The organism is Acidomonas methanolica (assembly GCF_004346035.1).
GTDB lineage: Bacteria > Pseudomonadota > Alphaproteobacteria > Acetobacterales > Acetobacteraceae > Acidomonas > Acidomonas methanolica.
Genome location: NZ_SLZN01000002.1, coordinates 227,731 through 253,881 on the forward strand (window position 1 = coordinate 227,731; position 26,151 = coordinate 253,881).

Annotated in this window: 22 protein-coding genes; 15 read left to right on the plus strand and 7 right to left on the minus strand. The window is 67.3% G+C overall.

Going from position 1 to position 26,151, the window contains the following annotated elements:
- Positions 1–61: 61 nt before the first annotated feature.
- Together EDC31_RS02870 and EDC31_RS02875 are read left to right on the plus strand one after the other, a co-directional pair.
- The gene (locus EDC31_RS02870) at positions 62–2,977 is read left to right on the plus strand and encodes an ATP-dependent DNA helicase (RefSeq protein ID WP_042057906.1); all 2,916 of its coding nucleotides are present in this window, start codon (positions 62–64) and stop codon (positions 2,975–2,977) included.
- Positions 2,974–4,557: an amidase gene (locus EDC31_RS02875; protein WP_239641626.1), complete on the plus strand. Its 1,584-nt coding sequence runs from the start codon at positions 2,974–2,976 to the stop codon at positions 4,555–4,557. Before EDC31_RS02870 ends, EDC31_RS02875 begins: the two co-directional genes overlap by 4 nt.
- A 95-nt stretch (positions 4,558–4,652) precedes the next feature.
- On the opposite strand, the gene groL is transcribed toward EDC31_RS02875, so the two are convergent.
- Positions 4,653–6,296 (minus strand): chaperonin GroEL, encoded by a 1,644-nt coding sequence (groL, locus tag EDC31_RS02880; protein WP_042057908.1) that lies wholly within the window; start codon positions 6,294–6,296, stop codon positions 4,653–4,655.
- A 56-nt stretch (positions 6,297–6,352) separates the two neighbouring features.
- Positions 6,353–6,643 carry a co-chaperone GroES gene (gene groES, locus EDC31_RS02885; protein ID WP_042058078.1) on the minus strand — a complete coding sequence of 97 codons (291 nt, stop codon included), beginning with the start codon at positions 6,641–6,643 and terminating at the stop codon, positions 6,353–6,355.
- Positions 6,644–6,974: 331 nt separating this feature from the next.
- On the opposite strand from groES, the gene EDC31_RS02890 reads away from it, so the two are divergent.
- The gene (locus EDC31_RS02890; protein ID WP_307188340.1) at positions 6,975–7,661 is read left to right on the plus strand and encodes a dienelactone hydrolase family protein; all 687 of its coding nucleotides are present in this window, start codon (positions 6,975–6,977) and stop codon (positions 7,659–7,661) included.
- Between the two features lie 78 nt (positions 7,662–7,739).
- On the opposite strand, the gene EDC31_RS02895 is transcribed toward EDC31_RS02890, so the two are convergent.
- The gene (locus EDC31_RS02895; RefSeq protein ID WP_042057910.1) at positions 7,740–8,642 is read right to left on the minus strand and encodes an S-methyl-5'-thioadenosine phosphorylase; all 903 of its coding nucleotides are present in this window, start codon (positions 8,640–8,642) and stop codon (positions 7,740–7,742) included.
- Positions 8,643–8,770: 128 nt separating this feature from the next.
- On the opposite strand from EDC31_RS02895, the gene hemF reads away from it, so the two are divergent.
- Both hemF and EDC31_RS02905 read left to right on the plus strand, forming a co-directional pair.
- Positions 8,771–9,709, plus strand: a complete 939-nt coding sequence (gene hemF, locus EDC31_RS02900) for an oxygen-dependent coproporphyrinogen oxidase (RefSeq protein WP_042057913.1) — start codon at positions 8,771–8,773, stop codon at positions 9,707–9,709.
- Between the two features lie 105 nt (positions 9,710–9,814).
- Positions 9,815–10,978 (plus strand): hypothetical protein, encoded by a 1,164-nt coding sequence (locus EDC31_RS02905; protein WP_052511839.1) that lies wholly within the window; start codon positions 9,815–9,817, stop codon positions 10,976–10,978.
- A gap of 21 nt (positions 10,979–10,999) precedes the next feature.
- On the opposite strand, the gene EDC31_RS02910 is transcribed toward EDC31_RS02905, so the two are convergent.
- Positions 11,000–11,605, minus strand: a complete 606-nt coding sequence (locus tag EDC31_RS02910; protein WP_186819978.1) for a Smr/MutS family protein — start codon at positions 11,603–11,605, stop codon at positions 11,000–11,002.
- Between the two features lie 72 nt (positions 11,606–11,677).
- Positions 11,678–12,610, minus strand: a complete 933-nt coding sequence (locus EDC31_RS02915; RefSeq protein WP_042057915.1) for an ROK family protein — start codon at positions 12,608–12,610, stop codon at positions 11,678–11,680.
- A gap of 102 nt (positions 12,611–12,712) precedes the next feature.
- On the opposite strand from EDC31_RS02915, the gene EDC31_RS02920 reads away from it, so the two are divergent.
- The 10 genes from EDC31_RS02920 to EDC31_RS02965 all read left to right on the plus strand — a co-directional run bounded on the left by EDC31_RS02920 (position 12,713) and on the right by EDC31_RS02965 (position 21,995).
- The gene (locus EDC31_RS02920; RefSeq protein ID WP_081797531.1) at positions 12,713–13,015 is read left to right on the plus strand and encodes a sulfurtransferase TusA family protein; all 303 of its coding nucleotides are present in this window, start codon (positions 12,713–12,715) and stop codon (positions 13,013–13,015) included.
- Between the two features lie 153 nt (positions 13,016–13,168).
- Positions 13,169–13,429, plus strand: a complete 261-nt coding sequence (locus EDC31_RS02925; protein WP_042057917.1) for an exodeoxyribonuclease VII small subunit — start codon at positions 13,169–13,171, stop codon at positions 13,427–13,429.
- Positions 13,430–13,455: 26 nt separating this feature from the next.
- Complete coding sequence (locus tag EDC31_RS02930; RefSeq protein WP_042058091.1) at positions 13,456–14,379, plus strand: polyprenyl synthetase family protein; 924 nt, start codon at positions 13,456–13,458, stop codon at positions 14,377–14,379.
- Positions 14,380–14,383: 4 nt separating this feature from the next.
- Positions 14,384–16,396, plus strand: a complete 2,013-nt coding sequence (gene dxs, locus EDC31_RS02935; protein ID WP_042057919.1) for a 1-deoxy-D-xylulose-5-phosphate synthase — start codon at positions 14,384–14,386, stop codon at positions 16,394–16,396.
- 4 nt (positions 16,397–16,400) lie between these two features.
- Positions 16,401–17,186, plus strand: coding sequence for a TlyA family RNA methyltransferase (locus EDC31_RS02940; RefSeq protein WP_042057921.1), 786 nt, complete (start codon positions 16,401–16,403; stop codon positions 17,184–17,186).
- Positions 17,171–18,178 (plus strand): zinc-dependent alcohol dehydrogenase family protein, encoded by a 1,008-nt coding sequence (locus EDC31_RS02945; RefSeq protein ID WP_042057923.1) that lies wholly within the window; start codon positions 17,171–17,173, stop codon positions 18,176–18,178. Before EDC31_RS02940 ends, EDC31_RS02945 begins: the two co-directional genes overlap by 16 nt.
- A gap of 70 nt (positions 18,179–18,248) precedes the next feature.
- Positions 18,249–19,460: a 23S rRNA (adenine(2503)-C(2))-methyltransferase RlmN gene (rlmN, locus tag EDC31_RS02950; RefSeq protein WP_042058093.1), complete on the plus strand. Its 1,212-nt coding sequence runs from the start codon at positions 18,249–18,251 to the stop codon at positions 19,458–19,460.
- A gap of 154 nt (positions 19,461–19,614) precedes the next feature.
- On the plus strand, positions 19,615–20,856 hold the full coding sequence (locus tag EDC31_RS02955) for an argininosuccinate synthase (protein ID WP_042057925.1): 1,242 nt from the start codon (positions 19,615–19,617) through the stop codon (positions 20,854–20,856).
- 91 nt (positions 20,857–20,947) lie between these two features.
- Positions 20,948–21,442: an FKBP-type peptidyl-prolyl cis-trans isomerase gene (locus tag EDC31_RS02960; protein WP_042057927.1), complete on the plus strand. Its 495-nt coding sequence runs from the start codon at positions 20,948–20,950 to the stop codon at positions 21,440–21,442.
- A gap of 61 nt (positions 21,443–21,503) precedes the next feature.
- Positions 21,504–21,995, plus strand: coding sequence for a c-type cytochrome (locus EDC31_RS02965; RefSeq protein WP_042057928.1), 492 nt, complete (start codon positions 21,504–21,506; stop codon positions 21,993–21,995).
- A 39-nt stretch (positions 21,996–22,034) separates the two neighbouring features.
- Here the strand turns inward: EDC31_RS02965 and clpB are convergent, their stop codons facing one another.
- Together clpB and EDC31_RS02975 are read right to left on the minus strand one after the other, a co-directional pair.
- Positions 22,035–24,638, minus strand: a complete 2,604-nt coding sequence (gene clpB / locus EDC31_RS02970) for an ATP-dependent chaperone ClpB (protein WP_042057930.1) — start codon at positions 24,636–24,638, stop codon at positions 22,035–22,037.
- A 132-nt stretch (positions 24,639–24,770) separates the two neighbouring features.
- Positions 24,771–26,108, minus strand: a complete 1,338-nt coding sequence (locus EDC31_RS02975) for a hypothetical protein (protein ID WP_132126896.1) — start codon at positions 26,106–26,108, stop codon at positions 24,771–24,773.
- Positions 26,109–26,151 lie beyond the last annotated feature (43 nt).

Below are 26,151 nucleotides of genomic sequence, written 5' to 3' on the forward strand. Positions count from 1 at the left end.
CGTCGCGGTCAAGCAATCGCCAACTCTAGGCCCGGCGCGTCCGCCCCTGTAAGCTGCCCGCATGCCCGCCGCTTCATCCCCATCCCCTTTCGGCAGCCCGGCTCTGATCGCGGGCCGACGACACAGTTCGATTCTAACCGCTGATGGCGAACTCATTGACGTTGCAACAGATAATGCCATGCAACACCTCGTCGGCGCGCTACCGCTCCTCGTTCACGCTCCCGCAACGATGCGTGTTCTCGGCATCGAAACGCCTCCGGCGCGCAATGAATGCTTCGATCTGCTGGAACTCTTTCTTTTTGTTTCTCCGGGCCAGAGCGCGACCCCGACCCCGCGCGGTCTCGCCCTCGCGCTCGATCTGCCGCCCCCCGCGACGATCGAGGCGGATTTCCTCCATACGCTGTTGAACGCCCTGCTCCTGCGCCTCCGCAGCGCGCGCGAGACGCCTGCCGGCGCGACAATGCGGATCTTTCTTCCCGTTCTCTCCGCCGCCGGGTGGATCTGGACCGCCACGGTGGAGGAGGCCCTCGGCCCCGGCCCCGCGAACCAGCCCGCCCTGGACGCCGTCCGCATCTGGCGGAGACTGCCCAAATGGGAGGACGAGGCCCCGCGCCCGCCGCCCTCCAGTTTTCCCGTCACCTCCGCCGAAGCGCGCGCCCGCCTCGCCGCGCTGCTGGGGCCGGAAGCGGAGACCCGTCCCGGCCAGGCGGATTTCGCTTCCGTCGCCGCCGGTGCATTCGACCCGCGCCGGACGGTCGGATCGCCCCATCTCGTGCTCGCCGAAGCGGGCACCGGCACCGGCAAGACGCTCGGCTACGTCGCCCCCGCCAGCCTCTGGGCGGAGCGCAATGGCGGCACGGTGTGGATCAGCACCTATACCCGGCATCTCCAGCGCCAGATCGAGCAGGAGCTGACGCGCCTGCATCCCGATCCAGCCGCGCGGCGGAACGCCGTCGTCGTCCGCAAGGGACGCGAGAACTATCTCTGCCTGCTGAACATGGAAGACGCGGTCAACACCGCCGCCTCGCGGGGCGACTCATCCGGCCCCGCCCTGATCGCTCTCGCCCTGCTGGCGCGCTGGGCGGAAATCTCCAGCGACGGCGACCTGCTGGGTGGCGACCTGCCCGGCTGGTTCGGCGAACTCTTCGGCGCGGGGACGGTCTTTGCCGTGGCCGATCGGCGCGGCGAATGCATCCACGGCGCCTGCCCTCATTATCAGCGCTGTTTCGTCGAACATACGATCCGCCGCGCCCGCGTCGCCGACCTCGTCATCGCCAACCACGCCCTCGTCATGGCGCAGGCCGCCTGGACCGCCTCGTCGCCGGATGACGTGCCGGAGGAGGACGCCCCTCCCACGCGCTATGTTTTCGACGAAGGGCATCATTTGCCCGATGCCGCCGACGGTGCCTTCGCCCTCGTCCTGTCCGGGCTGCAGACCGCCGAACTCCGCCGCTGGCTGCTGGGCGCCGAGGGCAGCCGGTCGCGCGCCCGGGGCATCGCCCGCCGCCTTGAGGATCTCGTCGCGACCTTCCCCGCGCTGGACCCGCCGCTCAACGCGGTGCTTCAGGCCGCACGCGCCCTGCCCGCCCCCGGCTGGTCCAGTCGTCTCCGCGCGCCGGACGCGGAACAGGCCCATGTGGACGGGCTTCCCGCCAACCCGGCGGAAGCTTTCCTCGCGGCGCTGAAGCATCAGCTCGACGCCCGCGAGGCCACCCGCGCCGCATCTCCCCATCGCGGGACCGATTCAGAATGCGACCTTCACCCCGCCGATCCCTCTCTCGCCGATGCCGCCGAAGCCTTCTCCCGCGCGCTGAACCGGCTCACCACACCGCTTGAAACGCTGATCCAACGCCTTCACGACCAGCTTGAGGACGATGCCGAAAACCTCGACAGCGCCGCCCGATCACGAATCGAGGGAGCGATCCGCGCGCTGCGCCGCCGGGCGCTCAACCGCGTGCAAGGCTGGATAGCCCTGCTGGACTCCACCGCCGTCCCGCCCGAGCCGGGAGAACGGCCCGTCCATGTGGATTTCATCCGCGCCGAACGCCTCCCCGGGCGAGGCCCGTTCGGCGGCGAACACGATATCGGCCTGCACCGCCACTGGCTCGACCCGACCCTGCCCTTCGCCGCCGTGATGCGCGCGCCCGCCCATGGTCTGCTCATCACCTCGGCGACGTTACGTGACCAGCCGGGACGCGACCAGCCGGGCGAAACCGGTACGGAAAGCGAGGAAGCCGCCTGGGCCGCCGCCGAGACGCGGCTGGGCGCCACGCATTTCCCCGCCCCGGCAATCCGCGCGGCGCTGATGAGCCCGTTCGACTACGCCCGCCAGACCCGCGCCTATGTCATCGCCGATCTTCCCCGCGACGATCTTCCCGCCCTCGCAGGAGCCTATCGCGATCTCTTCCTTGCGGCGGGCGGGGGCGCGCTCGGCCTGTTCACGGCCATCTCGCGACTGCGCGCCGTCCATGCCCGCATCGCGGGGCCGCTCGATGAGGCAGGACTCCCGCTCTACGCCCAGCATGTGGACGCGATGGACAACGCCACGCTCATCGATATTTTTCGCACTGAGATCGATTCCTGCCTGCTGGGCACGGACGCGATGCGCGACGGGGTGGACGTGCCGGGCGAGGCCCTGCGGATGGTAGTGTTCGAGCGCACGCCCTGGCCGCGCGCGGACATCCTGCACCGCGAGCGGCGGCTGCATCTCTCCCACGGCCAGCCGGGCGCCTATGACGACCGGCTGGCCCGCATGAAACTGCGACAGGCCTTCGGGCGCCTCATCCGCAAGACCAGTGATCGCGGTGTCTTCGTCATGCTCGACCGGCGCATGCCTTCGCGCCTCGCCGCGGCCTTTCCAAAAGGCGTGACGCTGCGCCGCATGGGAATATCCGAAGCCATCGCCGACATCCGGGACTTCCTCGACAGCGCCGCCCCCGACACGATCTCCCCCAGCAGGAAAGCGAATTTCCCATGATCCGAGCCGTCCTCCTCGCGCTCCTCCTGTTCATGGTCCCGTCGACTGAAGCCCGCACGCACAAGAAAAATCCCGAGCACGCGACAAACGCAGCGCCCGGCCCTACGCCTGCCGGGCCTCCACCCCAAACCCCGCCCTCGCCCCATGACAGCGCGACGGATCAGATCGCCCGCATGCGAAGCGGCGCGCTCAGCCCCGAAGGGCTCCTCGCTCTCTATGCCGCGCAGATCACGAAGTATGACCACACCCTGCACACCATCATCGCCCTCAACCGGCAGGCGGAAAGCGCCGCCGCGTCGGAATCCCTCGCCGCTCCGCTTTACGGGCTGCCACTTCTGGTGAAGGACAATATCGAGACGGCGGATTTCATCGCCACCACCGCGGGGTCCACCGCGCTCGCCGCCAACCTCACCCATCGCGACGCGCCGCTCGTCACCCGGCTGCGGCAAGGAGGGGCCGTCATCCTCGGCAAGACCAACCTCTCGGAATGGGCCAATTTCCGCTCCAGCAGGGCAACCAGCGGCTGGAGCGCCGTCGGGGGGCTGACCCGAAACCCGTGGGACACGAACCGGAGTGCCTGCGGGTCGAGTTCAGGAAGCGCCGCCGCCATCGCCGCCGGCTTCGCGGGAGCTGCCATCGGCACGGAAACGGACGGCTCCATCACCTGTCCCGCTTCGGTGAACGGCGTGGTCGGGCTCAAACCGACGCTCGGCCTCATCTCCCGCACCGGCATCGTGCCGATCTCGCCCATGCAGGACACGGCCGGCACGCTGACCCGCACCGTGCGCGACGCCGCGTTGCTGCTCACCGTCCTGGCCGGCTCGGACCCCACCGACCCCGCGACGAAAACCGCCGACAAGCATTGGACGGATTACCTCAAGCACCTCGATCCCCACGCATTACAGAGCGTGCGCCTGGGTGTGATGCGCTTCGCCGAGGGTACGGACCCCGCCGTGCGAGTTGCCTTCCAGAAGAGTCTGGACACGTTGCGGGCGGCGGGCGCCACCTTGGTGGATATCCCGACATTCGACGCCCAGGATCTGAATGAGAAGGAATTCCAGGCGCTGCTCGGGGAATTCCATATGGCGATCGACCTCTACCTCGCCCATACGCCGCCGGCCGTGAAGACGCGCGATCTGGAAGCCGTCATCGCCTTCGACCGCGCCAACGCCAGGACCGAGATGCCGTATTTCGGACAGGACGTGTTCGAGCAGGCCGCGGACACCTCCCCGACGACGGACCCCCGCGAAACCCGGCAGGCAGCCTATGAGATCGCGGCCACCAACGGCATCGACGCGATGCTCGCCAAAAATCATCTCGACGCGCTGATCGCCCCGACCTATGGGCCGGCCTGGAGCATCGATCTTGTCTATGGCGATCGGACCGGCGGCGGATGGAACGCCGGGCAGCTCGCCGCCGTGGCCGGCTATCCGCATCTCTCCGTGCCCATGGCGCTCGTCCACGGCCTGCCGGTGGGACTTTCGTTCATCGGTCCCGCCTGGAGCGAGGCCCTGCTGCTGAGTCTCGGCGCGGGATGGGAAGCCGCGCGCGGACCCTGGGCGCATCCGCCCGGATACTGACCGGATGCGCCGGTGACGCCGTCCGACCGGCGCAAAAAAAATCGCCCCGTCCTGCGACGGGGCGACCTTTCTCGCGACACTCTGTGGGCGGAGGATCAGAAATCCATATCGCCCATGCCGCCCATTCCACCCGGGCCACCGGCCGGAGCGGCCTTCTTCTCGGGCTTCTCGGCGACCATCGCCTCGGTGGTGATCAGCAGCCCGGCCACCGAAGCCGCATCCTGCAACGCAGTGCGGACGACCTTGGTCGGGTCGATGATGCCAGCCGCGACGAGATCCTTGTACTCGCCGTTCTGGGCATCGAAGCCGAAGGCATAGTCGCCGTTCTCCAGCACCTTGCCCGCGATCACCGCACCGTCCTCGCCCGCGTTGAAGGCGATCTGACGCAGCGGGGCCTGAAGGGCCTTGCGGATGATCTCCGCGCCGACGCGCTGGTCGTCATTGTGGAAGTGCAGGTGCTCCAGAGCCTTGGACGCACGCGCCAGCGCCGTGCCGCCGCCCGGAACGATGCCTTCCTCGACCGCCGCGCGGGTCGCGTGCAGCGCGTCGTCCACGCGGTCCTTGCGCTCCTTCACCTCGACCTCGGTGCTGCCGCCGACGCGGATGACCGCGACGCCGCCCGCCAGCTTCGCCAGACGCTCCTGGAGCTTCTCGCGATCGTAATCCGAGGTGGTCTCCTCGATCTGGCCACGGATCTGGTTGCAGCGCCCCTTGATATCCTCGGAGTTGCCCGCGCCCTCGACGATCGTGGTGTTTTCCTTCTCGATGTGGACCTTCTTGGCGTGGCCCAGCATTTCGAGACCGACCGTCTCCAGCTTGATCCCGAGATCCTCGCTGATCACCTGGCCGCCGGTCAGGATCGCGATGTCTTCCAGCATCGCCTTGCGACGATCGCCGAAGCCCGGCGCCTTGACGGCAGCGATCTTCAGGCCGCCGCGCAGCTTGTTGACGACCAGAGTCGCCAGGGCCTCGCCGTCCACGTCCTCGGCGATGATCACCAGCGGACGGCCGGACTGCACGACCGCTTCGAGCAGCGGCAGCATCGGCTGGAGCGAGGAGAGCTTCTTCTCGTGGATGAGGATGTACGGATTCTCGAGATCCGCCGTCATCTTCTCCGCGTTGGTCACGAAATACGGCGAGATGTAGCCACGGTCGAACTGCATGCCCTCGACGACGTCGAGTTCGGTGTGCAGGCCCTTGGCCTCCTCGACCGTGATCACGCCCTCGGACCCGACCTTCTGCATGGCAGCGGAGATCATCTCGCCGATCTCATGCTCGCCATTGGCGGAAATCGTGCCGACCTGCGCCGTCTCGGCGGGGGTGGTGATCTTCTTGGTGTTCTTCTTGAGTTCCTCGACGACGGCGACGACGGCCTTGTCCACGCCGCGCTTGAGGTCCATCGGGTTCATCCCGGCGGCGACGGCCTTGGCGCCCTCGCGGATGATCGCCTGGGCAAGCACGGTGGCCGTCGTGGTGCCGTCACCGGCCACGTCGTTGGTCTTGCTCGCGACCTCGCGCACCATCTGCGCGCCCATGTTCTCGAACTTGTCGGCCAGCTCGATTTCCTTGGCGACCGAAACGCCGTCCTTGGTGATGCGCGGCGCGCCGAAGCTCTTGTCGAGCACGACGTTGCGTCCCTTCGGGCCGAGCGTCACCTTGACCGCGTCAGCCAGAATATCCACGCCGCGCAACATTTTCTGGCGGGCTTCACCGCCGAATTTTACGTCCTTGGCAGCCATTTCAATAACTCCGAAAGAGGTTCTTTTGCGAAATCAGGTCAAGCGGAGGCTGGCAGTCAGCCGATCACGCCCATGATGTCGCTTTCCTTCATGATCAGCAGCTCTTCGCCGTCGATCTTCACCTCGGTGCCGGACCATTTGCCGAACAGAACGCGGTCTCCCGCCTTCACGTCCAGCGCCACGATCTGGCCCTGCTCGTTCCGCGCGCCGGGGCCGACGGAAATCACTTCGCCTTCCATCGGCTTTTCCTTGGCGGTGTCCGGAATGATGATGCCGCCCTTGGTCTTCTCTTCGCCGGTGAGGCGACGAACCACGACACGATCGTGCAGAGGCCGGAATTTCGTCATGATGGATCGCTCCATATCTGAGGCCGCGTCCTCGTCGATAAGCGACGCAGCCGGTTTGCGCGCCCGCTAAGCCGCAGCGCGTTAGCACTCCCACTTAGAGAGTGCCAACGAGGTAGGCCCGCATCACCCCGGCGTCAAGACCGCGATCCGGTGATTTTTTTGATGATTTTTCGGAGACTCCCCGTCCGCCCGAAAGAACGCGCGGCCGCTCCCGGCCCGGGACGCATCCCGCCAGCGGCCCGCACGTTGCCGCTCATGGCGCAGGTTGACGATCTCGCCCAATAGTCCTTCCCTTCCCTCAGCCATTCTTCAGCAAGGAGACCGAAACATAATGGGAAAGATGATTTCGCTGACAGCCGCGGACACCCATCATTTCGCCGCCTATGAGGCCGGCAATCCCGAGTCTCCGCGCGCCGTCGTGGTCGTGCAGGAGATTTTCGGCCTGACCGACCATATCAGATCCGTCTGCGACGAACTCGCCGGCCATCACGGCTTTCACGTCATCGCCCCCGCGCTGTTCGACCGCGTCGAGCGGGACGCCGTCCTGCCTTACGATCAGCATGGTCTGGACAAGGGGCTCGCCCTGCGCGCGAAAATCGCGCCGGACGATCTGATGGCGGACATCACCGCCACGGCCCATGCGCTTTCACGCCATGGTCAGGCCCGCGTCGGCATTCTCGGCTTCTGCTGGGGCGGACTCGTCGCCTGGATGGGAGCCACCCGCACCCGCGACTTCGCCGCCGCCGTGAGCTGGTATGGCGGCGGCATCGCGGCGATCAGCCACGAAAAGCCGCATTGCCCCGTCCAGCTCCATTTCGGCGGCGAAGACGACCATATTCCGCATACCGACATACAGACGATCCGCGACAACACGGCGGATGATCGCGAGGCGGTGGAAATCTTCGTCTATGACGGCGCGGGCCACGGCTTCGGCTGCGACGACCGCCCCAGCTTCGACCGCGCCGCCCGCGACCTCGCCCACGAACGCACAGTTGCGTTCTTCAAGGAGAATCTCTGACGGCCGACCTCTCCGGAGGCAGGAGCGGCGGGACGACCCCGCCCTCCCCGCTCAGCGCCAGAGACTCAGCGCCACAGCTCAGCGCTTGAGAACGCGCCCGGCCACGGCGTCCAGCTTCTCCAGCAGGGCCGGGTCGCGCGCCTCCGGCGCGGTGATGATGGCATGCTCCAGCGCGCGGTCGCATCCGGCCGGGCATGGCGGCCGGACGCCGCCCAGCGCGGGGATCACCGCCCGGATGAGATTCCGCGCACGCTCGCTGTTGCGTTGCATGACCTCCACCACCGCATCGACGGTCACGCTGTCATGCCCTTCGTGCCAGCAGTCGAAATCCGTCACCATGGCGACGCTCGCATAATCCATCTCCGCCTCGCGGGCGAGCTTCGCTTCCGGCATGTTGGTCATGCCGATGACCGAGCACCCCCACTCGCGATAAAGCTCGCTCTCCGCGCGGGTCGAGAATTGCGGCCCTTCCATCACCAGATAGGTGCCTCCCTTGCGCATGGTGATGTCGAGCAGTTCCGCCTGGCGCAGGATCACTTCGCCCAGACGCGGGCAGGTGGGATCGGCCATCGGCACATGCGCCACGCAGCCCGTCGTGAAGAAACTCTTCTGCCGCGCGAAGGAGCGGTCAATGAACTGATCCACCAGCACGAAGCTGCCTGGCGGCAGATCGTCACGCAGCGAGCCCACGGCGGAAAGGGAGATGATGTCCGTCACGCCGGAGCGCTTCAGCGCGTCGATATTGGCGCGGAAGTTCAGCTCCGAAGGCGGGATCGGATGGCCGCGCCCGTGACGGGGCAGAAACACGCAGCGCACACCGCGCAACCGCCCGAACAGAAGCTCGTCCGACGGCTCCCCCCAAGGCGTGGCGACTCGCCGCCACACCCGATCCTCCAGCCCGTCGATATTGTAGAGTCCGGAACCGCCGATCACGCCGATGAGCGGCTCGATGCCCGCCTCTTGGCCTACGTCTTGCGTCATTCAGATCTATCCCCCATCAAATCCGGCATGTCCGTCCGCCCCCCTATGTCCCTGCAATCACATTTCTGATATCCGAAAAGCGGCCCTGCCGGCTCGGCCGGGCAAGGGCGAAACTTTGGAGCCTGACAATGAGCGAGACGGCAGAACCCGTCACCTTCGCCGACCTGATACGGGCCGACGTACCCCACGACAAGCTCAAACGCGCCGCAACGGCGTGGTTCGAGTCCCTGCGCGACAGAATTTGCGCCTCGTACGAGGCGATCGAGGACGACGCCGCTGCCCTCGGCTCTCCGGTGCTGAAAGACCGCACCGCGCCGGGCCGCTTCGAGCGGACCCCCTGGACCCGGGAAGGGTCGGACAGCCAGTTGCGTGGCAGCGGCGTGATGTCCGTCATGCGCGGCCGGGTCTTCGAGAAGGTCGGCGTCAACGTCTCGACCGTCTGGGGCAGCTTCGCGCCGGAATTCCGCGGTTCGATCCCCGGGACCGAGGACGATCCGCGTTTTTTCGCCACCGGCATCTCGCTAGTCGCGCATCCCTGCAATCCGCATGTCTGCGCCGCGCATTTCAACACGCGGCTCATCATCACCGGCCATGGCTGGTTCGGTGGCGGCGGAGACATCACGCCGATGTTCCCGGACAGCGCGGCCGCGCGGGAAGACGCCCGCCTGTTCCATGCCGCCTTCGAGAGCGCCTGCAAGCGCCACGACCCGGATTATTATCCGCGCTTCAAGAAATGGTGCGACGAATATTTCTTCCTGCCGCATCGGAACGAAGCGCGCGGGCTGGGCGGCATTTTCTACGATCACCTGACGACCGGCGACGCCGAGGCGGATTTCCACTTCACCCGCGATGTCGGCGACGCCTTTGCGGAGGCCTACCCCGTTGCGGTACGCGCCCGCATGATGCAGCCTTGGACGGAGGCCGAGCGTGACGCGCAGCTCATCCGGCGCGGACGCTATGTGGAGTTCAATCTGCTGCGCGATCGTGGTACGGTGTTCGGCCTGAAGACGGGCGGCAACACGGACGCAATCCTCATGAGCATGCCGCCCGAGGTGAAATGGCCCTGATCCGGATGGACCTCCGGATGGACCGGACGCCACCATTTCGCCGCAAATCCGGCGCAGCTCCCCGTTCCGGCGGCGAGTGATGGCGCGCAGATATGAGACGAGACCGTGACTGATCGTGACCAGTCCTCCGGAGCACCGCAACGGCCCTCCTTCGTCCTGAAGCGACGCGGGTTCCTGTCTGCGGCCGCGACCGGATGGCTGGGCGCCACGGTGCCGGCTCACGCGCTGGAAGCGCTCAATGCCGCGCTCTCGGAGGAGACGGAGGCGGAGCCGGCGCCGGAGGTCACGCTCCTGCTCGGCGGCATGGCCGATACACTGATCGGGCAAAGCGCCCCGCTTCTGGCGGGAAACCTGGCTGCCGGTCTTGGCCTCTCCGCGCCGCCGCGCCTGCGCCGCGATGTCGGACGCGACGGCGTCACCTCGGCCAATAATTTCGACATCGCGATGGATGCGAGCGGGCGGACGGCGCTGCTCGTCCCGGGCGCCGCCATCATCGCCACGCTGGCGGGCGATCCGCGCGTGCATTTCGATTACAGCCGCTGGGTGCCTCTCCTCATTGCGCGCCAGCCGGTCCTCACCCTCGCCCGCGCCGACCTGCATCAAAACATCGAGACGCGTTTCAGCGCCCTGATCCGCGACCGCGCCATCCGGCTCGCCGTCTCGCAGCCGACGGGCGTCGAACTGGCCAGCCTGCTCGGCCTGACCCTGCTCGGCCTGCGTCCCATCCCCGTCCCGGGCCTCGCGTCGATGGAGGACGCCATGAACGCGCTGGCGAAGGGAACGGTCGATGCCGTTCAACTCGTTCCCGACGGCAAGGAGGGTTCGATCGCGGAGATGATCAGTCACGTCCCACCGGGCGTCGTCCCGCTTTTCCACATGGGGCCTTTTCCCGCGGGGCTACAGCCGGATTCCGTGCCCAGTTTCGAGCAAAGCTATGCCGCCCTGCGCCGCCGCAAGCCGACAGGTCCGCTTTACGACGCCTGGCAGGCCGTGTCCGCCGCCGCCGCGACAGGGCTCCTGCTCGTGTTGCCGATGCTGTCCTCACCGGCGCAGGTCGCGCGCTGGCGTCACGCCGCCGGCCTGGCCGCCGGGGACGCGAACGTGCGGCGCTGGAGCGACGCGGAACATCTCTCCCTCGTCGCGGGCGCGGCCTCAGCACCCCTTCTCGGCGACCTCACCCCGGATCTGACGGCCTTGCTGGCGCTCCGCCGCTGGGTCGCCATGAATACCCCGCGCTGGCGCGCCGGACAGGAATCCAAACCGGGTTGAGAGGCAGGCTTTCGTAGCCTTTCAGCGCGTGGGTCGTCGCTCGGCCCTCCCCCGCAGCAGGATACGCACCGCCCCCTGATTGCGGGCATGGGTGTGGACCACGGCCAGGATCAGCGGGCGGAGATCGCCCCGCGCCAGCCAGTGCGGCAATTCGCGCCGGATGACGCCGCCCTCGCGGCCGCTGCCGAGCCCCGTCACCACCTCGACACAGCGAACGCCTTCCGCGCTGCACGCCAGAAGAAAACCATGCAGCCGGGCGAAGGCGTCCTGCGCAATATGGCCATGCAGGTCGAGCCGACGCTGGACGCGCATCTTTCCCGAGACGAGCGCGCGCCAGCTTGTCGTATCCAGCCCCGGCAGGCGCTTGCCGATATCGATCCGCGTCGCATGCGAGGGGGGCACGCGGCTCGCCGCGACCGGACTGCGCGCCGAAACGGCGACAGAAGGCGTAGGGGCCGGGATCGCCGGAGCGGGCTGCTCCCCCGACATATCAGGCAGCGCCGCCTTCCGCCCCTGCCTGTCGACGGAGCGCAATTTCCCCCTCTTTCCATGCAAAGGTGCGATATCGCGGGTGAAGGCGGCCCAAAGCGCAGCCTCGTCCTGCTCCACTTCCCGCCGCGCCACCATCCCTCCTCATCGCCGTCCGCATGCGGCCGCCATTCCTGACCGCTTCGTCCCACCCTCTTTGTTCGGACCCTGTCAGTCAACGGGCCAGAGCCACGCCGCGCCACGCACGCCGGAACTGTCACCGTGCCGATTGCGCAGGATGGGCGTGGTGCAGACAGGCGTGATGACATGCCGCGCCAGCAGGGGAGGAACCCGCGTGTAGAGCGTTGCCAGATTCGACACGCCGCCTCCCAGCACGATCACATCCGGGTCCAGAAAATTGATCGCCATCGCACAGGCGCGGGCGAGCTTGTCCACGTAGCGGTCCAGCGCCGCCGCCGCCCCGGCATCCCCTTCCGCTGCCGCCGCCTCGATTCCATCGGCGCTGTGCGCGTCCGCGCCTTTCCAGTCCCGGGCGAGGGCGGGACCGCAAAGATAGCGCTCGAGACATCCCTCATTGCCGCAAAAACAGCGCGGTAGCGGAAATTCCTCCTGCCGCACCCAGGGAAGCGGCACATGCCCCCACTCCCCGGCGATATGATGCCGTCCGGGCATCAGCCTGCCGTCATGCACGATCCCGGCTCCCATGCCGGTACCGATGATGACGCCCAGCACGACGCTTGCCCCCGCTCCCGCACCGTCCGCCGCCTCGGACAGCGCGAAGCAATTCGCGTCGTTCTCCACCCTGACCTCCCGCCCGAGCGCGCGGGTGAGATCCACGCCGAACGGCTTCGCATTCAGCCAGGTGGCGTTGGCATTCTTCACCAAACCGCTCTCCGGAGAAATCGAACCGGGAATGCCGAGGCCCAGCGACGAGGTCGGATATCCGGCTTCCGCCGAGTCATGCGGCCTGCTGCCCAGGCGCCCGTCGAGTCCGGCCACCAGATCACGGACGGCCAGCACGGCCGCCTCATACACGCCGGGATTGGGGATGCGCTCGCGCAGCAGCATCCCGCCACCGCGATCCAGCACCGCGATCTCGATCTTCGTGCCTCCGAAATCAATTCCCATCCGGTAGTCAGCCATTCTCGCTCCCTGATTTCCTGCCCGGCCCCGTCCGGGATCAACTCCAAGCGACACGGAGCGGCGGAACTTGGCCGTCCGTCCCGGCTCGGGCATAGTGCGCCCATGACCATTCCGACGCCCGTCAACGCCCCGACAAGGGCCGCCCAGACCGGAACCACACAGACCGGCGATACGCTCCTCGACGTTCGCGGACTGAGTTGCCCGCTTCCCGTACTCAAGGCCAATCGCCTGCTGCGCGATCTCGCGCCGGGCCAACGACTCCGCGTCCTCGCCACGGATCGCGCCAGCGTCGCCGATTTCCAGTCCTATTGCCGTGAAACCGGGCATGCGCTGGTCGCCTTCAGCGAGGAAAACGGGCAGTTTTCCTTCGTCATCCGGCGCAAGACTCCTACCGTCCCAGTGTGAAACCGTGTGATTTTTACAGCACAACGACGTCCGATACACGAGTCAGGGTTGGAGTTCACGCTCAATAGGGCTATCCCGACCAGCGGTCGGCGGCGTTGCACGCGGATGTGACCGTATGACGATGCGGGGCAAGAGACAACCGGCAAGGATTCGATGACTGACGCGATTGCAAGACTTTCTTTCGAGGACGCGCTCACGGAGCTGGAGAAGATCGTCCGTGGGCTGGAGAGCGGCCAGATGAAGCTGGAGGACGCGATCAGCGCCTATGAGCGCGGCGCGGCGTTGCGCCGCCATTGTGAAAGCAAGCTCGCCGAGGCGGAGATGCGCGTGCGGGCGATCGTGGTGCGGGAGGACGGATCGGTTGCGACCGAGCCCCTCGCCGACGATACGGCACCCGGCGCGGACGCTCCCTGACGATGCCTTCCGGAACAGACGAGACCATGAGCGACACGCAGATATTCGACCCTGACGCCGGCGCGGCGGAACTGAAGACGGCCCTCGCCCGTGCGGCGGCCGAGATCGAGACATCCATCGACACGCTGCTTCCGCCGGTGACGGGCGGCGAGGCCGTCCTGCTCGACGCGATGCGTTACGCGACGCTCGGAGGAGGCAAGCGCCTGCGCGGTTTCCTCGTCACCGAGATCGCGTCCCTGTTCGGCGCGTCCCGCGACGCCGCCCTGCGGGTCGCCGCGTCGGTCGAGATGCTGCATGCCTACAGCCTCGTTCATGACGATCTGCCGGCCATGGACGACGATGATTTGCGTCGCGGCCGCCCTTCCACCCATCGCCAGTTCGACGAGGCGATCGCCATCCTGGCGGGCGACGCGCTTCAGACCCGCGCCTTCGAGGTGCTGGCGGAGGAGGCGACCGACGCCGATCCGGCCATCCGCGTCGCCCTCGTCGCCGCCCTCGCCCGCGCCTCCGGCGCTGCGGGCATGGTCGGCGGGCAGGTGATCGACATCGAGGGCGAGGGCAAATCCCTGCCGCTCGAACAGGTCCGGCGCCTCCACGCCCTGAAGACCGGCGCGCTGATCCGCTACGCCGCCGAGGCCGGGGCCATTCTCGGACGCGCGGGCGTGAAGGAACGTGCCGCGATCGCCGCCTATGGCCGGGATCTCGGCACCGCCTTCCAGATCGCCGACGACGTGCTGGACGCGACCGCCAGCGCGGAGGAACTCGGCAAGACCGCGGGCAAGGACGAGGCGGCCGGCAAGTCCACCTATGTCTCTCTGCTCGGCATCGAGGGCGCGCGGGCCGAAGCCGCCCGCCTCTCCGGCGACGCCGTCGACTCGCTGAAACTATTCGGCGCCCCCGCGGCGACGTTACGCGCGCTCGCCCGTTATGTCGTCGAACGCAGGAACTGATAGAATGACCAAAGACACCTCGTCGCCTTCGTCCGCCACTGAAACGAGCATCCCGACGATGGGACGATTCCCGGTTCTCGACCGGGTCAATTATCCGGCCGACCTGCGCAATTTCTCTCCCGAGCAGCTCAACCAGCTTGCCGACGAGCTTCGGGCCGAGACCATCGACGCCGTCTCCACCACCGGCGGCCATCTCGGCGCGTCGCTGGGCGTGATCGAACTCACCGTCGCCCTGCACGCCGTGTTCGACACGCCGGACGACCGCGTGATCTGGGATGTCGGCCACCAGGCCTATCCGCACAAGATCCTGACCGGCCGCCGCGACCGCATCCGCACCCTGCGCCAGCCCGGCGGCCTCTCCGGCTTCACCCGCCGGTCCGAGAGCCCCTACGATCCCTTCGGCGCCGCCCATTCCTCGACCTCGATCTCCGCCGGGCTGGGCATGGCCACCGCCCATCATCTGCTGGCGAAGAAGAACCCCGCCTACAGGGAGCGCAACGTTGTCGCCGTGATCGGGGACGGGTCGATCTCCGCCGGCATGGCCTATGAGGCGATGAACAACGCGGGCGCGGCCGACGGCGCGGCCTCCCGCCTTATCGTGATCCTCAACGACAATGACATGTCCATCGCCCCGCCCGTCGGCGCGATGTCGAACTATCTTTCCAAGCTCATGTCGTCGCGCAAGTTCCTCGGCCTGCGCGATCTCGCGGGCAAGATGGTCAAGCATCTCCCCTCGCGGCTGGAGCGCACCGCCAAGCGCGCCGAGGAGCTGACGCGCGGCATCATCACCGGCGGCACGCTCTTCGAGGAGCTGGGCTTCTACTACATCGGCCCCGTGGACGGCCATGACATGAACCAGCTCGTGCCCATTCTGCGCAACCTGCGCGACGCCGAGACGCATGGTCCGATCCTCCTGCACGTCATCACGGAGAAGGGTCGCGGCTACAGACCCGCCGAATCGGCGGGAGACAAATATCACGCCGTGACGAAGTTCAACGTCGTGACGGGCGAGCAGAGCAAGGCTCCGGCCGGACCGCCGAGCTATACCGCCGTCTTCGCCAGGGAACTGGTCGCCCGCGCGGCGACGGACGAGAAGATCGTCGCGATCACCGCCGCGATGCCCTCCGGCACGGGGCTGGACAAGTTCGCGAAGACCTATCCCGACCGCTTCTTCGATGTCGGCATCGCGGAGCAGCATGCCGTCACGTTCGCGGCGGGCATGGCCACCGAGGGCTTCCGCCCCTTCTGCGCGATCTACTCGACCTTCCTGCAACGCGCCTATGACCAGGTCATGCATGACGTGGCATTGCAGAACCTGCCGGTGCGCTTCGCCATCGACCGCGCCGGGCTCGTGGGCGCGGACGGGGCGACCCATGCCGGATCGTTCGATCTCAACTATCTCTGCTGCCTGCCGAACATGGTCGTCATGGCCCCGTCAGACGAGGCCGAGCTGACGCATATGACGGCCACCGCCGCCGCCCACGATTCCGGGCCGATCGCGTTCCGCTATCCGCGCGGCGCCGGCACGGGCCTCGCCCTGCCGGAACAGGGCGAGGTGCTGGAGATCGGGCGCGGACGCATTGTCCGCCAGCCCAACCGCAACGGCGGGGGCAAGGGCGGCATCGCCATCCTTTCCCTCGGCACGCGGCTCGGCGAGTCGCTCAAGGCGGCGGAGCAGCTTTCCGCGCAAGGCTTCGTCGTCACCGTCGCCGACGCCCGCTTCGCCAAGCCGATCGACACGGCGCTGGTCGAGCAGCTCGCCCGCCAGCATGATGTGCTGATCACCATCGAGGAAGGCGCCGTGGGCGGGTTCGGGGCGCAGGTCGTCCAGCATCTGGCGAATACCGGCCTGCTTGATCAGGTCAGGTTCCGTCCGATGGCGATGCCGGATCTCTATATCGACCACAACACGCCGGATGCGCAGCACGAGCAGGCCGGGCTGACCGCCCGCCACATCGTCGCCACCGCCATGACGGCGCTGGGCGCCGGCTGCTCCGCCGCCCAGCAGACGGCCTGACATCTTGACCAGACGCCGGGCGGACCAGCTGCTCGTGGATCGCGGCCTCGTCGAGAGCCGCGCCCGGGGGCAGGCGCTGATCCTCGCCGGACTCGCCTGGAGCGGGGACAGGCGCGTGGCCAAGGCGGGCGACATGCTTGCCGAGGACGCGCCGCTCGCGCTCAAGGGGCAGGATCATCCGTGGGTCTCGCGCGGCGGCCTGAAGCTGGATCACGCGATCCGGCATTTCGGCCTCGACGCGACGGGCCGGACCTGCATCGATGTCGGCGCATCCACCGGCGGTTTCACGGATGTCCTGCTGACGCATGGCGCGGCAAAGGTCTTTGCCGTCGATGTCGGCCACGGCCAGCTGGCGTGGAAGCTGCGTTCCGACCCGCGCGTCGTGGTCATGGAGAAAACCAACGCCCGCGCGCTTTCGGCTGACCAGATCGCCGAACCCGTGCAGTGCGTGGTTTGCGATGCGAGTTTCATCGGGCTGCGCACGGTGCTGCCCGCCGCGCTCGGCCTCTGCGCGCCGGACGCCTGGGCCGTGGCGTTGATCAAGCCGCAATTCGAGGCCGGACGCGCGGAAATCGGCTCGAAAGGCGTGGTGCGCGACCCCGCCGTTCATGAGCGTGTCTGCGCGGAGATCGAAAGCTGGTGGCGCGCCCTGCCGGATTGGCAGGTGCTCGGCGTGGAAAAGAGCCCCATCACAGGGCCGGAAGGCAATCTTGAATTCCTGATCGCCGCGCGTCATGTTGTTCGACGCAAATCGGACAAGGAGGACGTCACGTCATGTCCAGAGCCGTAATCGTCGCTCCTGGAGGCGGCTTCGACAAGGTGAGCATGGGCGAGCGCGCCGCCCCCGCGCCGGGACCGAGCGAGATCATGGTGCGTCTGCATGGGTGCTCGCTGAATTATCACGATTATGTCGTCGTCAGCGGCGCATGGGGGCCGAAAGAACCGCGCATTCCCATGGCGGATGGCGCGGGCGAGGTCGTGGCGGTCGGCGACGGCGTGACGGAATTCGCCGTGGGCGACACCGTGGTCAGCACCTTCTTCCCCGGCTGGCTGGACGGCGCGGCCCAGGTCTTCGCGTTCGGCACCGTGCCGGGCGACGGCGTGGACGGCTATGCGCGCGAGGAGGTCACGGCCGCGGCGACGTCCTTCACCCATGCGCCGGAAGGCTGGTCCGCCGTCGAGGCCGCGACCCTGCCGACAGCCGCCGTCACCGCATGGCGTGCGCTGTTCCGCGACGACCATGTGAAGCCGGGCGACACGGTGCTGATCCAGGGCACGGGCGGCGTCTCCATCTTCGCGCTGCAATTCGCGAAGATGGCGGGCGCCACGGTGATCGCGACCTCGTCGAGCGACGAGAAGCTGGCGCGGCTGAAGGCGCTCGGCGCGGACCATCTCATCAACTACCGTCAGGACGCCGAATGGGGCCGCACGGCGCGCCGCCTCACCGACGGCAAAGGCGTGGACCACGTGGTGGAGGTCGGCGGCGCGGGCACGCTCCCCCAGTCGATGACCGCGCTGCGCGTGGCGGGTCACATCTCGCTGATCGGCATTCTCAGCGGCATTGCCGGCCAGATCGACCTGATGCCTGTTCTCGCCAAGCAGATCCGTATTCAGGGCGTCCTGGTCGGCAGCCGCGCGATGCAGCAGGAGATGATCCGGGCCATCGACGCGCACGGCATGCGCCCGGTCATCGACCGGATCTTCCCGCTGGACGGACTCGTGGACGCCTTCCGCCATCAGGAGAGCAATACGCATTTCGGCAAGATCTGCCTCTCTTTCTGAGGCGGGCCTGCCGAAGCGCGCGATTTCCCTTGCTTCCTGCGGGCCGCCTCATGCTATGCGTCCGGCCGCCATGCATGCCGACATCCTCCCCGCGATCCGCAGCCCCTCCGACCTCGCCGCCGACATGAATGCGGCGGAGCGGGAGCGCATCCGCGCCAAGGCCGCGCTCTTCGCGCCGCCGCCCGCCCAGTTGGCCGACGGCCGGCGGGATCTCGTCGGCCTTTCGCGGGAGGAACTGGTCGCTGAGCTGGACGCGATCGGCGAGAAGCCATTCCGCGCCAAGCAGCTCTGGCACTGGATCTACCATCAGGGCGCCACCGATTTCGCGCGCATGAGCAGCATCGCCCGACCCCTTCAGGAGAAGCTGGCCGAGCGCTTCGTCATCGGCCGCCCCGAGACCGCGACGGCCCAGACCTCCTCCGACGACACGCGGAAATGGCTCTTCCGCTTTCGCGACGGGCAGGAGGCGGAAACGGTGTATATCCCCGACCGCCGGGAGGATCGCGGCGCGGTCTGCATCTCCTCGCAGGTCGGCTGCACGCTCTCCTGCACCTTTTGCCACACCGGCACGCAGAGGCTGGTCCGCAATCTCGGCGCGGCCGAGATCGTCGGCCAGTTCATGGCGGCGCGCGACTCCTACGGCGAATGGCCGAGCCCCAAGGGCGAGACGCCGCGCCTGCTTTCGACCATCGTGCTGATGGGCATGGGCGAGCCGCTCTATAATTACGACAACGTCGCCAAGGCCATGAGGATCGTCATGGACGGCGAGGGCATCGCCCTCTCCCGGCGGCGCATCACGCTCTCGACCTCCGGCGTCGTGCCGATGATGGACCGCTGCGGCGAGGAGTTGGGGATCAACCTCGCCGTCTCGCTGCATGCCGTGCGGAACGACCTGCGCGACGAGATCGTGCCGCTGAACCGCAAATACCCGATCGAGGCCGTCCTCGACGCCTGCCGCCGCTATCCGTCGGCCTCCAACGCGCGACGCATCACGTTCGAATACATCATGCTGCGCGGCGTGAACGACAGCGAGGCCGAGGCGCGCGAGCTGGTGCGCCTGATCCGCGGGCTCCCCGCCAAGGTGAATCTCATCCCCTTCAACCCGTGGCCCGGCTCCAGCTTCAAGCCCTCGACGAAGGAACAACTGGCGAAATTCGCCGCCATCGTCATGGATGCCGGCTTCGCCTCCCCCATCCGGATGCCGCGCGGCCGGGACATCCTCGCCGCCTGCGGCCAGCTCAAGACCGCCAGCGAACGCCTGAGCGCCGGAGTGAAGTCCTGAAGGCGATCCCCGGACGACGGGGCTGAAACACTGTTCGTCCGATCCCGGGAATGCTAGTGTCCCGCCGCCGCGGTCCGCGAATGGATTCCGGAGAGAAACAGTCTCCAATACGTTGATTTATCTACTATTCCGAAACGAAGAGGATTTCGTCAGAATGAGCGCTCCGGACGCCAGGAAAGACATCAGGAAAGTCGTTCTCGCCTATTCCGGCGGTCTGGATACCTCGGTCATCCTCAAATGGCTGCAAACCCGCTACGGCTGCGAGGTCGTCACCTTCACCGCCGATCTCGGACAGGGCGAGGAACTGGAGCCCGCCCGCCGGAAGGCCGAGATGTTCGGCGTGAAGGAAATCTTCATCGAGGATCTGCGCGAGACCTTCGTGAAGGATTTCGTCTTCCCGATGTTCCGCGCCAATGCCCTCTATGAGGGCCAGTATCTCCTCGGCACCTCCATCGCCCGCCCGCTGATCGCCCAGCGCCAGATCGAAATCGCCGAAGCGGTCGGCGCGGACGCCGTCTGCCATGGCGCGACCGGCAAGGGGAACGATCAGGTCCGTTTCGAACTCGCCTATTATGCGCTGAAGCCGGATGTGAAGGTCATCGCCCCCTGGCGCGAATGGGATCTGACCTCCCGCACCAAGCTGCTCGCCTTCGCCGAGGAGCACCAGATTCCCATCGCCAAGGACAAGCGCGGCGAAGCGCCCTTCTCGGTGGACGCGAACCTGCTGCACTCCTCCTCCGAGGGCAAATTGCTGGAAGACCCGGCCCTGCCGCCCGACGAGATCGTCTTCCAGCGCACGATCTCGCCCGAGACCGCGCCCGACACGCCGACGGAAATCACGATCGACTTCCTGCATGGCGATCCGGTGGCGCTGAACGGCGAGACGCTCTCCCCGGCGGAACTGCTCACCCGCCTCAACAGGCTGGGCCGCGACAACGGCATCGGGCGTCTCGATCTCGTCGAGAACCGCTTCGTCGGCATGAAGTCGCGCGGCGTGTACGAGACGCCGGGCGGCACCATCCTTCTCGCCGCGCACCGCAACATGGAATCCATCACGCTTGACCGCGAGGCGGGACATCTCAAGGACAGCCTGATGCCGCGCTATGCGGAGCTGATCTATAACGGGTTCTGGTTCTCGCCCGAACGCCGGATGTTGCAGGCGCTCATCGACACGAGCCAGCACTCGGTCACGGGCCGCGTGCGGCTGAAGCTCTACAAGGGCAACATCATCGTTCAGGGCCGCGAGAGCCCCAACAGCCTCTACGACACCCGCGTCGTCACCTTCGAGGAGGACGAGGGCGCGTACAACCAGCAGGACGCGCAGGGCTTCATCAAGCTCAACGCGCTGCGCCTGCGCCTCGGCGCGCAGATCGGGCGTCGTGGCGGCGCGCTCTGAAAAACGACATTCGGAGGAAGCGGAACACGTGATGGAGCGTTGAATTCCCATCACGTTTTTCATTCGAGACCAGCACGGATGATTTCTTACCATGTCGCATATTTCGACCTTCGCCAGACGACTCCTTTCCGGCGTCGCGCTGGCTGCCCTCGTGGCATGCTCCTCCGGTCCCAAGCCGGAGCCGGAACTCACTCCCGCCCAGTTCATGGCCAAGGTCCGCGCCGAACCCGGCGTCGTCACCCTGCCGGACGGTCTGGCCTACAAGGTGCTGAAATCGGGCCCCAAGGACGGCGATTCGCCGCATAAGGGCCAGATGATGATGCTGATCTACGAAGGTCGCCTGCCGGACGGCGCGATCTTCGACAGTTCCGACCAGCACGGCAACGGCGCCTACATGCAGATGCCGCTGGACGGCCTCGTGAAAGGCTGGATGGAGGCGCTGCCCATGATGCACGTGGGAGATACATGGATGCTCTACGTGCCGCCCCAGCTCGGTTACGGCAAGCGCTCCATGGGCATCATCCCGCCCGACAGCCCTCTCGTCTTCAAGATTCAGCTTCTGGGAGTCGGCGGCGAGGAGCAGTGACGCCGCAAGGCGCGCTGCGGCCGCCTTGCGCGACGCCCCATCGCCGTGCCAGCCTCGCGCGATGCGCCTGCCTTCCCTCGACCGTTCCCTGCGCCTGCCTCTGCTGCTTGCGCTGATCATGGTGGGAGGCGTTCTCACCTGGCGGCTGGAGAAAAATCGCGACGTGGGTCTGCGGCTCTATGAGGAGGAATGCAGCATCTGCCATCACGGCGGAAGCGGGCAGGCCGCCGAGACGCCGCCGATCTTCGACCGGCTGAACGTCATCGCCGCCACGCCCGAGGGCAGGATCTATCTAACCGATGTGCTGCTGAACGGGCTGAGCGGCAAGATCATGGCCGCGGGCAAACCCTTCGACTGGTCGATGCCGAATTTCCGCCGCCTGAGCGATGCGGAACTGGCCGCCATTCTGAACTGGGTCGCGGCCCAGACCTCTTCAGAACCCCAGCCGCATTTCACCGCACAGGATTTCGCGGCGCGCCGGACGCCGGTGCGCTCCTCCGAACTGGTCCATGCCGAGCGCGCGACGCTCGACACGGCTCATCCGCTTCCCTGAGGCGCAGGCGAGGGGGAGAGCAATCCCCCTCGCCGTCTTTCACGCCTGCTCGACCTTATGGCCGTCGATCACCAGCCCGCCATCATCGGCCGTGATCTTCACCGTCTGCCCGTCATGGATCGAACCGTCCAGCAGGAGCCCGGCCAGCGGGTTCTGGAGGTTCCGCTGGATCACCCGCTTGAGCGGACGCGCGCCATAGACGGGATCGTACCCTTCCTGCGCGAGCCAGTGGATCGCCGCCGCGTCCAGATCCATGGCCACCTTCCGGTCCTCCAGCAACTGCCGCAGACGCGCGAGCTGGATGTCCACGATCTTGTCCATGTCCTCGCGCTGGAGCCGCGAGAACAGCACGATCTCGTCCAGACGGTTGAGGAATTCCGGCCGGAAATGCGCCCGGACGACCGCCATGACCTGCGCCCGCACCAGCTCCGTCGGCTCGCCGTCCTTCTGGGTCGCCAGCACGTCGGAGCCGAGATTGCTCGTCAGGATGATGATCGTGTTGCGGAAATCCACCACACGCCCCTGCCCGTCCGTCAGACGCCCGTCATCGAGCACCTGCAACAGGATGTTGAACACATCCTCATGCGCCTTCTCGACTTCGTCGAACAGGATGACCTGATAGGGCCGGCGCCGCACCGCCTCGGTCAGCACACCGCCTTCCTCATACCCGACATAGCCCGGCGGCGCGCCGATCAGCCGCGCGACGGCGTGCTTCTCCATGAACTCGCTCATGTCGATCCGCACCATCGCGCGATCGTCGTCGAACAGGAACTCCGCCAGCGCCTTGGCCAGTTCGGTCTTGCCGACGCCGGTCGGGCCGAGGAACAGGAACGAGCCGATGGGACGGTTCGGGTCCTGCAATCCGGCGCGGGCGCGACGCACCGCGTTGGCGACCGCCTTCAGCGCGTCCTCCTGACCGATGACCCGCCTGCGCAACTCGTCCTCCATGCGCAGCAGCTTGGCGCGCTCGCCTTCCAGCATCCGATCGACCGGAATCCCCGTCCAGCGGGACACGACCGCCGCGATCCCCTGCTCCGTCACGGTATCGGCGAACAGGCCCGATTTCGAGGCCTCCGCCTGCTCGGCTTCCTGCGCCTCGTTGATCTGCTTCTCCAGGCCCGGAATCGTCGAATAGGTCAGCTCGGACAGCTTGGCGAGATCGCCCTTGCGCTGCGCGACATCCATCTCGGACCGCGCCTGATCCAGCTGCTCCTTGAGCTTCTGGATCGCGTTCACACGGTCCTTCTCCGCATGCCACGCGGCGCTCATCGCGTCGGACTGCTCCTGAAGATCGGCGAGTTCCGCCTCGAGCTTGACCAGCCGCTCCCTGCTGGCGGAATCGCTCTCCTTGCGGATCGCTTCCCGCTCGATCTTGAGCTGGATGATCCGCCGGTCGAGTTCGTCCAGCGCCTCCGGCTTGGAGTCGATCTGCATCCGCAGACGGCTCCCCGCCTCGTCGATCAGGTCGATCGCCTTGTCCGGCAGGAAGCGGTCCGTGATGTAGCGGTTGGAGAGGGTCGCCGCCGCCACGAGCGCGTTGTCGGTGATCCGCACGCCGTGATGAAGCTCGTATTTCTCCTTGATCCCGCGCAGGATCGAGACCGTGTCCGACACGGAGGGCTCGCCGACGAAGACCGGCTGGAAGCGGCGGGCCAGCGCCGCGTCCTTCTCGATGTATTTCCGGTATTCGTCGAGCGTCGTCGCGCCGATGCAGTGCAGCACGCCGCGCGCCAGTTCAGGCTTGATGAGGTTGGACGCATCCATTGCCCCGTCGGACCGCCCGGCGCCGACCAGCGTGTGCATCTCGTCGATGAAGAGGATGACCTCGCCCTCCGCGCTCTCGATCTCCTTGAGCACAGCCTTCAGCCGCTCCTCGAACTCGCCGCGATACTTGGCGCCCGCGACCAGCGCTCCCATGTCGAGCGAAAGCAGCTTCTTGTTGCGCAGGGCCTCGGGCACGTCGCCATTGACGATCCGCAGCGCGAGCCCTTCCACGATGGCGGTCTTGCCCACGCCCGGCTCGCCGATCAGCACCGGATTGTTCTTGGTGCGGCGCGCCAGGACCTGGATCGCGCGGCGAATCTCCTCGTCACGCCCGATCACCGGATCGAGCTTGCCCGCCTGCGCCACGGCGGTCACGTCGCGGGCGTATTTCTTGAGCGCGTCGAATCCGGCCTCGGCATTCGCGCCCGTCACCGTGCGCCCCTTGCGGATCTGCGCGACGGCGCGCTCCAGCGCATCGGCCGTGGCCTTGCCGGCGATCAGCGCCTGCCCCGCCGCCGTCTTGCTCCCGGCGATCGCCACCAGAAGGCGATCCTGCGCCACATGGCTGTCTCCGGCGCGCTGGGCGGCGGATTCGGCGGAATCCAGCAGACGCACGAGGTCGGGCGTCGCCTGCGGCTGTCCGGCTCCCGCGCCCTCGACCTTCGGCAGCTTCGCCAGCGCCGCGTCATTCGCCCGACGCACGACGGCGGGATCGCCGCCCGCCGCGCGGATCAGTCCGGACGCCGCGCCCTCCTCGTCGTCCAGCAGCGCCTTGAGCAGATGCTCCGGCGTCAGTTGCTGGTTGTAGTCCCGGAGCGCGATGGTCTGGGCGGCCTGAAGAAAGCCCCTGCTGCGCTCGGTGAATTTTTCGATATCCATCTTGGTCCTGTCTCCCTTCTGCCCCGTTACGGCGGCAAAGCGGCTGACGACGTCCCTTTCATGGCAACGGCGTCCGGCCTTTCGCCCTGAGAAATGGGGATGTTCATCCGTTCCGCAAGAGTATCGCCTCACTCATGGGTTCGGTTTCCCGGAAGCGGGTTTCCGCGCCTCATACAGCCGGTAGCCATAGTCTCCTTCCGCCCGCAGGACGGGACGCCAGGACGTGGCCAGCGCGCCGCAGACGCGCGGCCAACTCCTTTCCTGACAAAGATCCGGGCCGGTCAGGACAAAGGCGGGACGGCGCGCCAACGCGTCGAGATAATATGCCTCCGCCCCGACGCCGAAAAGCCGCCGCACATGGCCGGGAAACAGGAAATGCCCCGCGGGGCTCAGCCCCGCCAGCACCACCGGCACCGGCGTCACCTCGATCCCGAGCACCGGCGCTTTCCCCACGAGTTTCCGCAGCGTCCCGACATGCAGCTCCGCCTCCCGTGCCCGCTCCCGCAGATTATGCCGCACGTCATGCACCAGCCCGACCAACGCCAGCGCGCCCAGCGGCAGGAAGGCCGCCACGCGCCCACGCGTCCAGCCTTCAGCGGTATGGGGCCGGGGCAGTCCCGCCAGCAGGCCGGGCAACAGGACGAGCAGGACATAATGGGGGAAGGGCCGCCCGGAGGCGAGGCAGGCCAGCAGCCCGCCCAGAGCCCACAGACGCAGCACCCGGTCCGGTCGTTTCACGCCCGCCGGCAGGAAGATGCAGAGGGCCCAGACGAGAACGAGGACCGTTGCATGCAGGCGCTCCGCGTCATGCGCGCCGTAATGATGCAGGTAACGCCATTGCAGCGCGAAATACGCCGCTCCCGTGGCGGGATGAGCGAGATAGGGCAGCAGCGGCAGGGCAAATCCCGTCATTCCGCCCGCCAGCAGGGGAAGAATCCGCCGCCGATCCTGCGCCGCCAGAAAGAGCAGCGGCAGGGCGAGGCAGGGAATGGCAAGGTAATTCACCTCAGCCGCCAATCCGCCCAGCACGCCGCCCCAGAACGGTCTTCCGTATCGGACCAGCGTGAGCCCGGCGAAGATCAGCGGCAGCAGCACAAGCTCCGAGTTCCCGCCGAGCACCTGGAACGGCGCGCCGAGCAGGATCATCCCCAGAGCGACGCCGAGCGCGGAGTACCCCTGCCGCGCGGCGATCCAGGCGATTCCCGCGATCGACACGAGCGCAAGGGCCGTGAATTCCCCCGCGCGGAACGGGTAGAGCGCGTCCCAGACGCCATAGACCACGTAGAGCCCGACGGGCTTGTGATCGAACACGCCGCCATAAGGCAGCACCCCCTGCCCGACCAGTTCCCGCCCGATCAGCACATAGAGCATCGTGTCCCGGTCGGCGAAATCCAGCCGCAGGTAGCTCCAGCCGCAGAGGACCGCCGCCACCGCGCCCATGACGAGCGCCAAATTCTTGACCCGCGACATCTCCGGCCGCCCCCTCCTGCCGTTTCTCGGGGCTTTCGCCCGC

What these genes read in the sequence shown, in the direction of transcription:
- EDC31_RS02965 (WP_042057928.1), top strand. Translation starts at nt 21,504, where the DNA reads ATGCGCCTGCCTTCCCTCGACCGTTCCCTGCGCCTGCCTCTGCTGCTT.
- EDC31_RS02945 (WP_042057923.1), top strand. Translation starts at nt 17,171, where the DNA reads ATGTCCAGAGCCGTAATCGTCGCTCCTGGAGGCGGCTTCGACAAGGTG.
- clpB (WP_042057930.1), bottom strand. Translation starts at nt 24,638, where the DNA reads ATGGATATCGAAAAATTCACCGAGCGCAGCAGGGGCTTTCTTCAGGCC.
- EDC31_RS02920 (WP_081797531.1), top strand. Translation starts at nt 12,713, where the DNA reads ATGACCATTCCGACGCCCGTCAACGCCCCGACAAGGGCCGCCCAGACC.
- EDC31_RS02960 (WP_042057927.1), top strand. Translation starts at nt 20,948, where the DNA reads ATGTCGCATATTTCGACCTTCGCCAGACGACTCCTTTCCGGCGTCGCG.
- EDC31_RS02895 (WP_042057910.1), bottom strand. Translation starts at nt 8,642, where the DNA reads ATGACGCAAGACGTAGGCCAAGAGGCGGGCATCGAGCCGCTCATCGGC.
- EDC31_RS02930 (WP_042058091.1), top strand. Translation starts at nt 13,456, where the DNA reads ATGAGCGACACGCAGATATTCGACCCTGACGCCGGCGCGGCGGAACTG.
- dxs (WP_042057919.1), top strand. Translation starts at nt 14,384, where the DNA reads ATGACCAAAGACACCTCGTCGCCTTCGTCCGCCACTGAAACGAGCATC.
- EDC31_RS02955 (WP_042057925.1), top strand. Translation starts at nt 19,615, where the DNA reads ATGAGCGCTCCGGACGCCAGGAAAGACATCAGGAAAGTCGTTCTCGCC.
- hemF (WP_042057913.1), top strand. Translation starts at nt 8,771, where the DNA reads ATGAGCGAGACGGCAGAACCCGTCACCTTCGCCGACCTGATACGGGCC.
- EDC31_RS02915 (WP_042057915.1), bottom strand. Translation starts at nt 12,610, where the DNA reads ATGGCTGACTACCGGATGGGAATTGATTTCGGAGGCACGAAGATCGAG.
- EDC31_RS02925 (WP_042057917.1), top strand. Translation starts at nt 13,169, where the DNA reads ATGACTGACGCGATTGCAAGACTTTCTTTCGAGGACGCGCTCACGGAG.
- EDC31_RS02910 (WP_186819978.1), bottom strand. Translation starts at nt 11,605, where the DNA reads ATGGTGGCGCGGCGGGAAGTGGAGCAGGACGAGGCTGCGCTTTGGGCC.
- EDC31_RS02975 (WP_132126896.1), bottom strand. Translation starts at nt 26,108, where the DNA reads ATGTCGCGGGTCAAGAATTTGGCGCTCGTCATGGGCGCGGTGGCGGCG.
- rlmN (WP_042058093.1), top strand. Translation starts at nt 18,249, where the DNA reads ATGCATGCCGACATCCTCCCCGCGATCCGCAGCCCCTCCGACCTCGCC.
- groES (WP_042058078.1), bottom strand. Translation starts at nt 6,643, where the DNA reads ATGACGAAATTCCGGCCTCTGCACGATCGTGTCGTGGTTCGTCGCCTC.
- groL (WP_042057908.1), bottom strand. Translation starts at nt 6,296, where the DNA reads ATGGCTGCCAAGGACGTAAAATTCGGCGGTGAAGCCCGCCAGAAAATG.
- EDC31_RS02875 (WP_239641626.1), top strand. Translation starts at nt 2,974, where the DNA reads ATGATCCGAGCCGTCCTCCTCGCGCTCCTCCTGTTCATGGTCCCGTCG.
- EDC31_RS02890 (WP_307188340.1), top strand. Translation starts at nt 6,975, where the DNA reads ATGGGAAAGATGATTTCGCTGACAGCCGCGGACACCCATCATTTCGCC.
- EDC31_RS02870 (WP_042057906.1), top strand. Translation starts at nt 62, where the DNA reads ATGCCCGCCGCTTCATCCCCATCCCCTTTCGGCAGCCCGGCTCTGATC.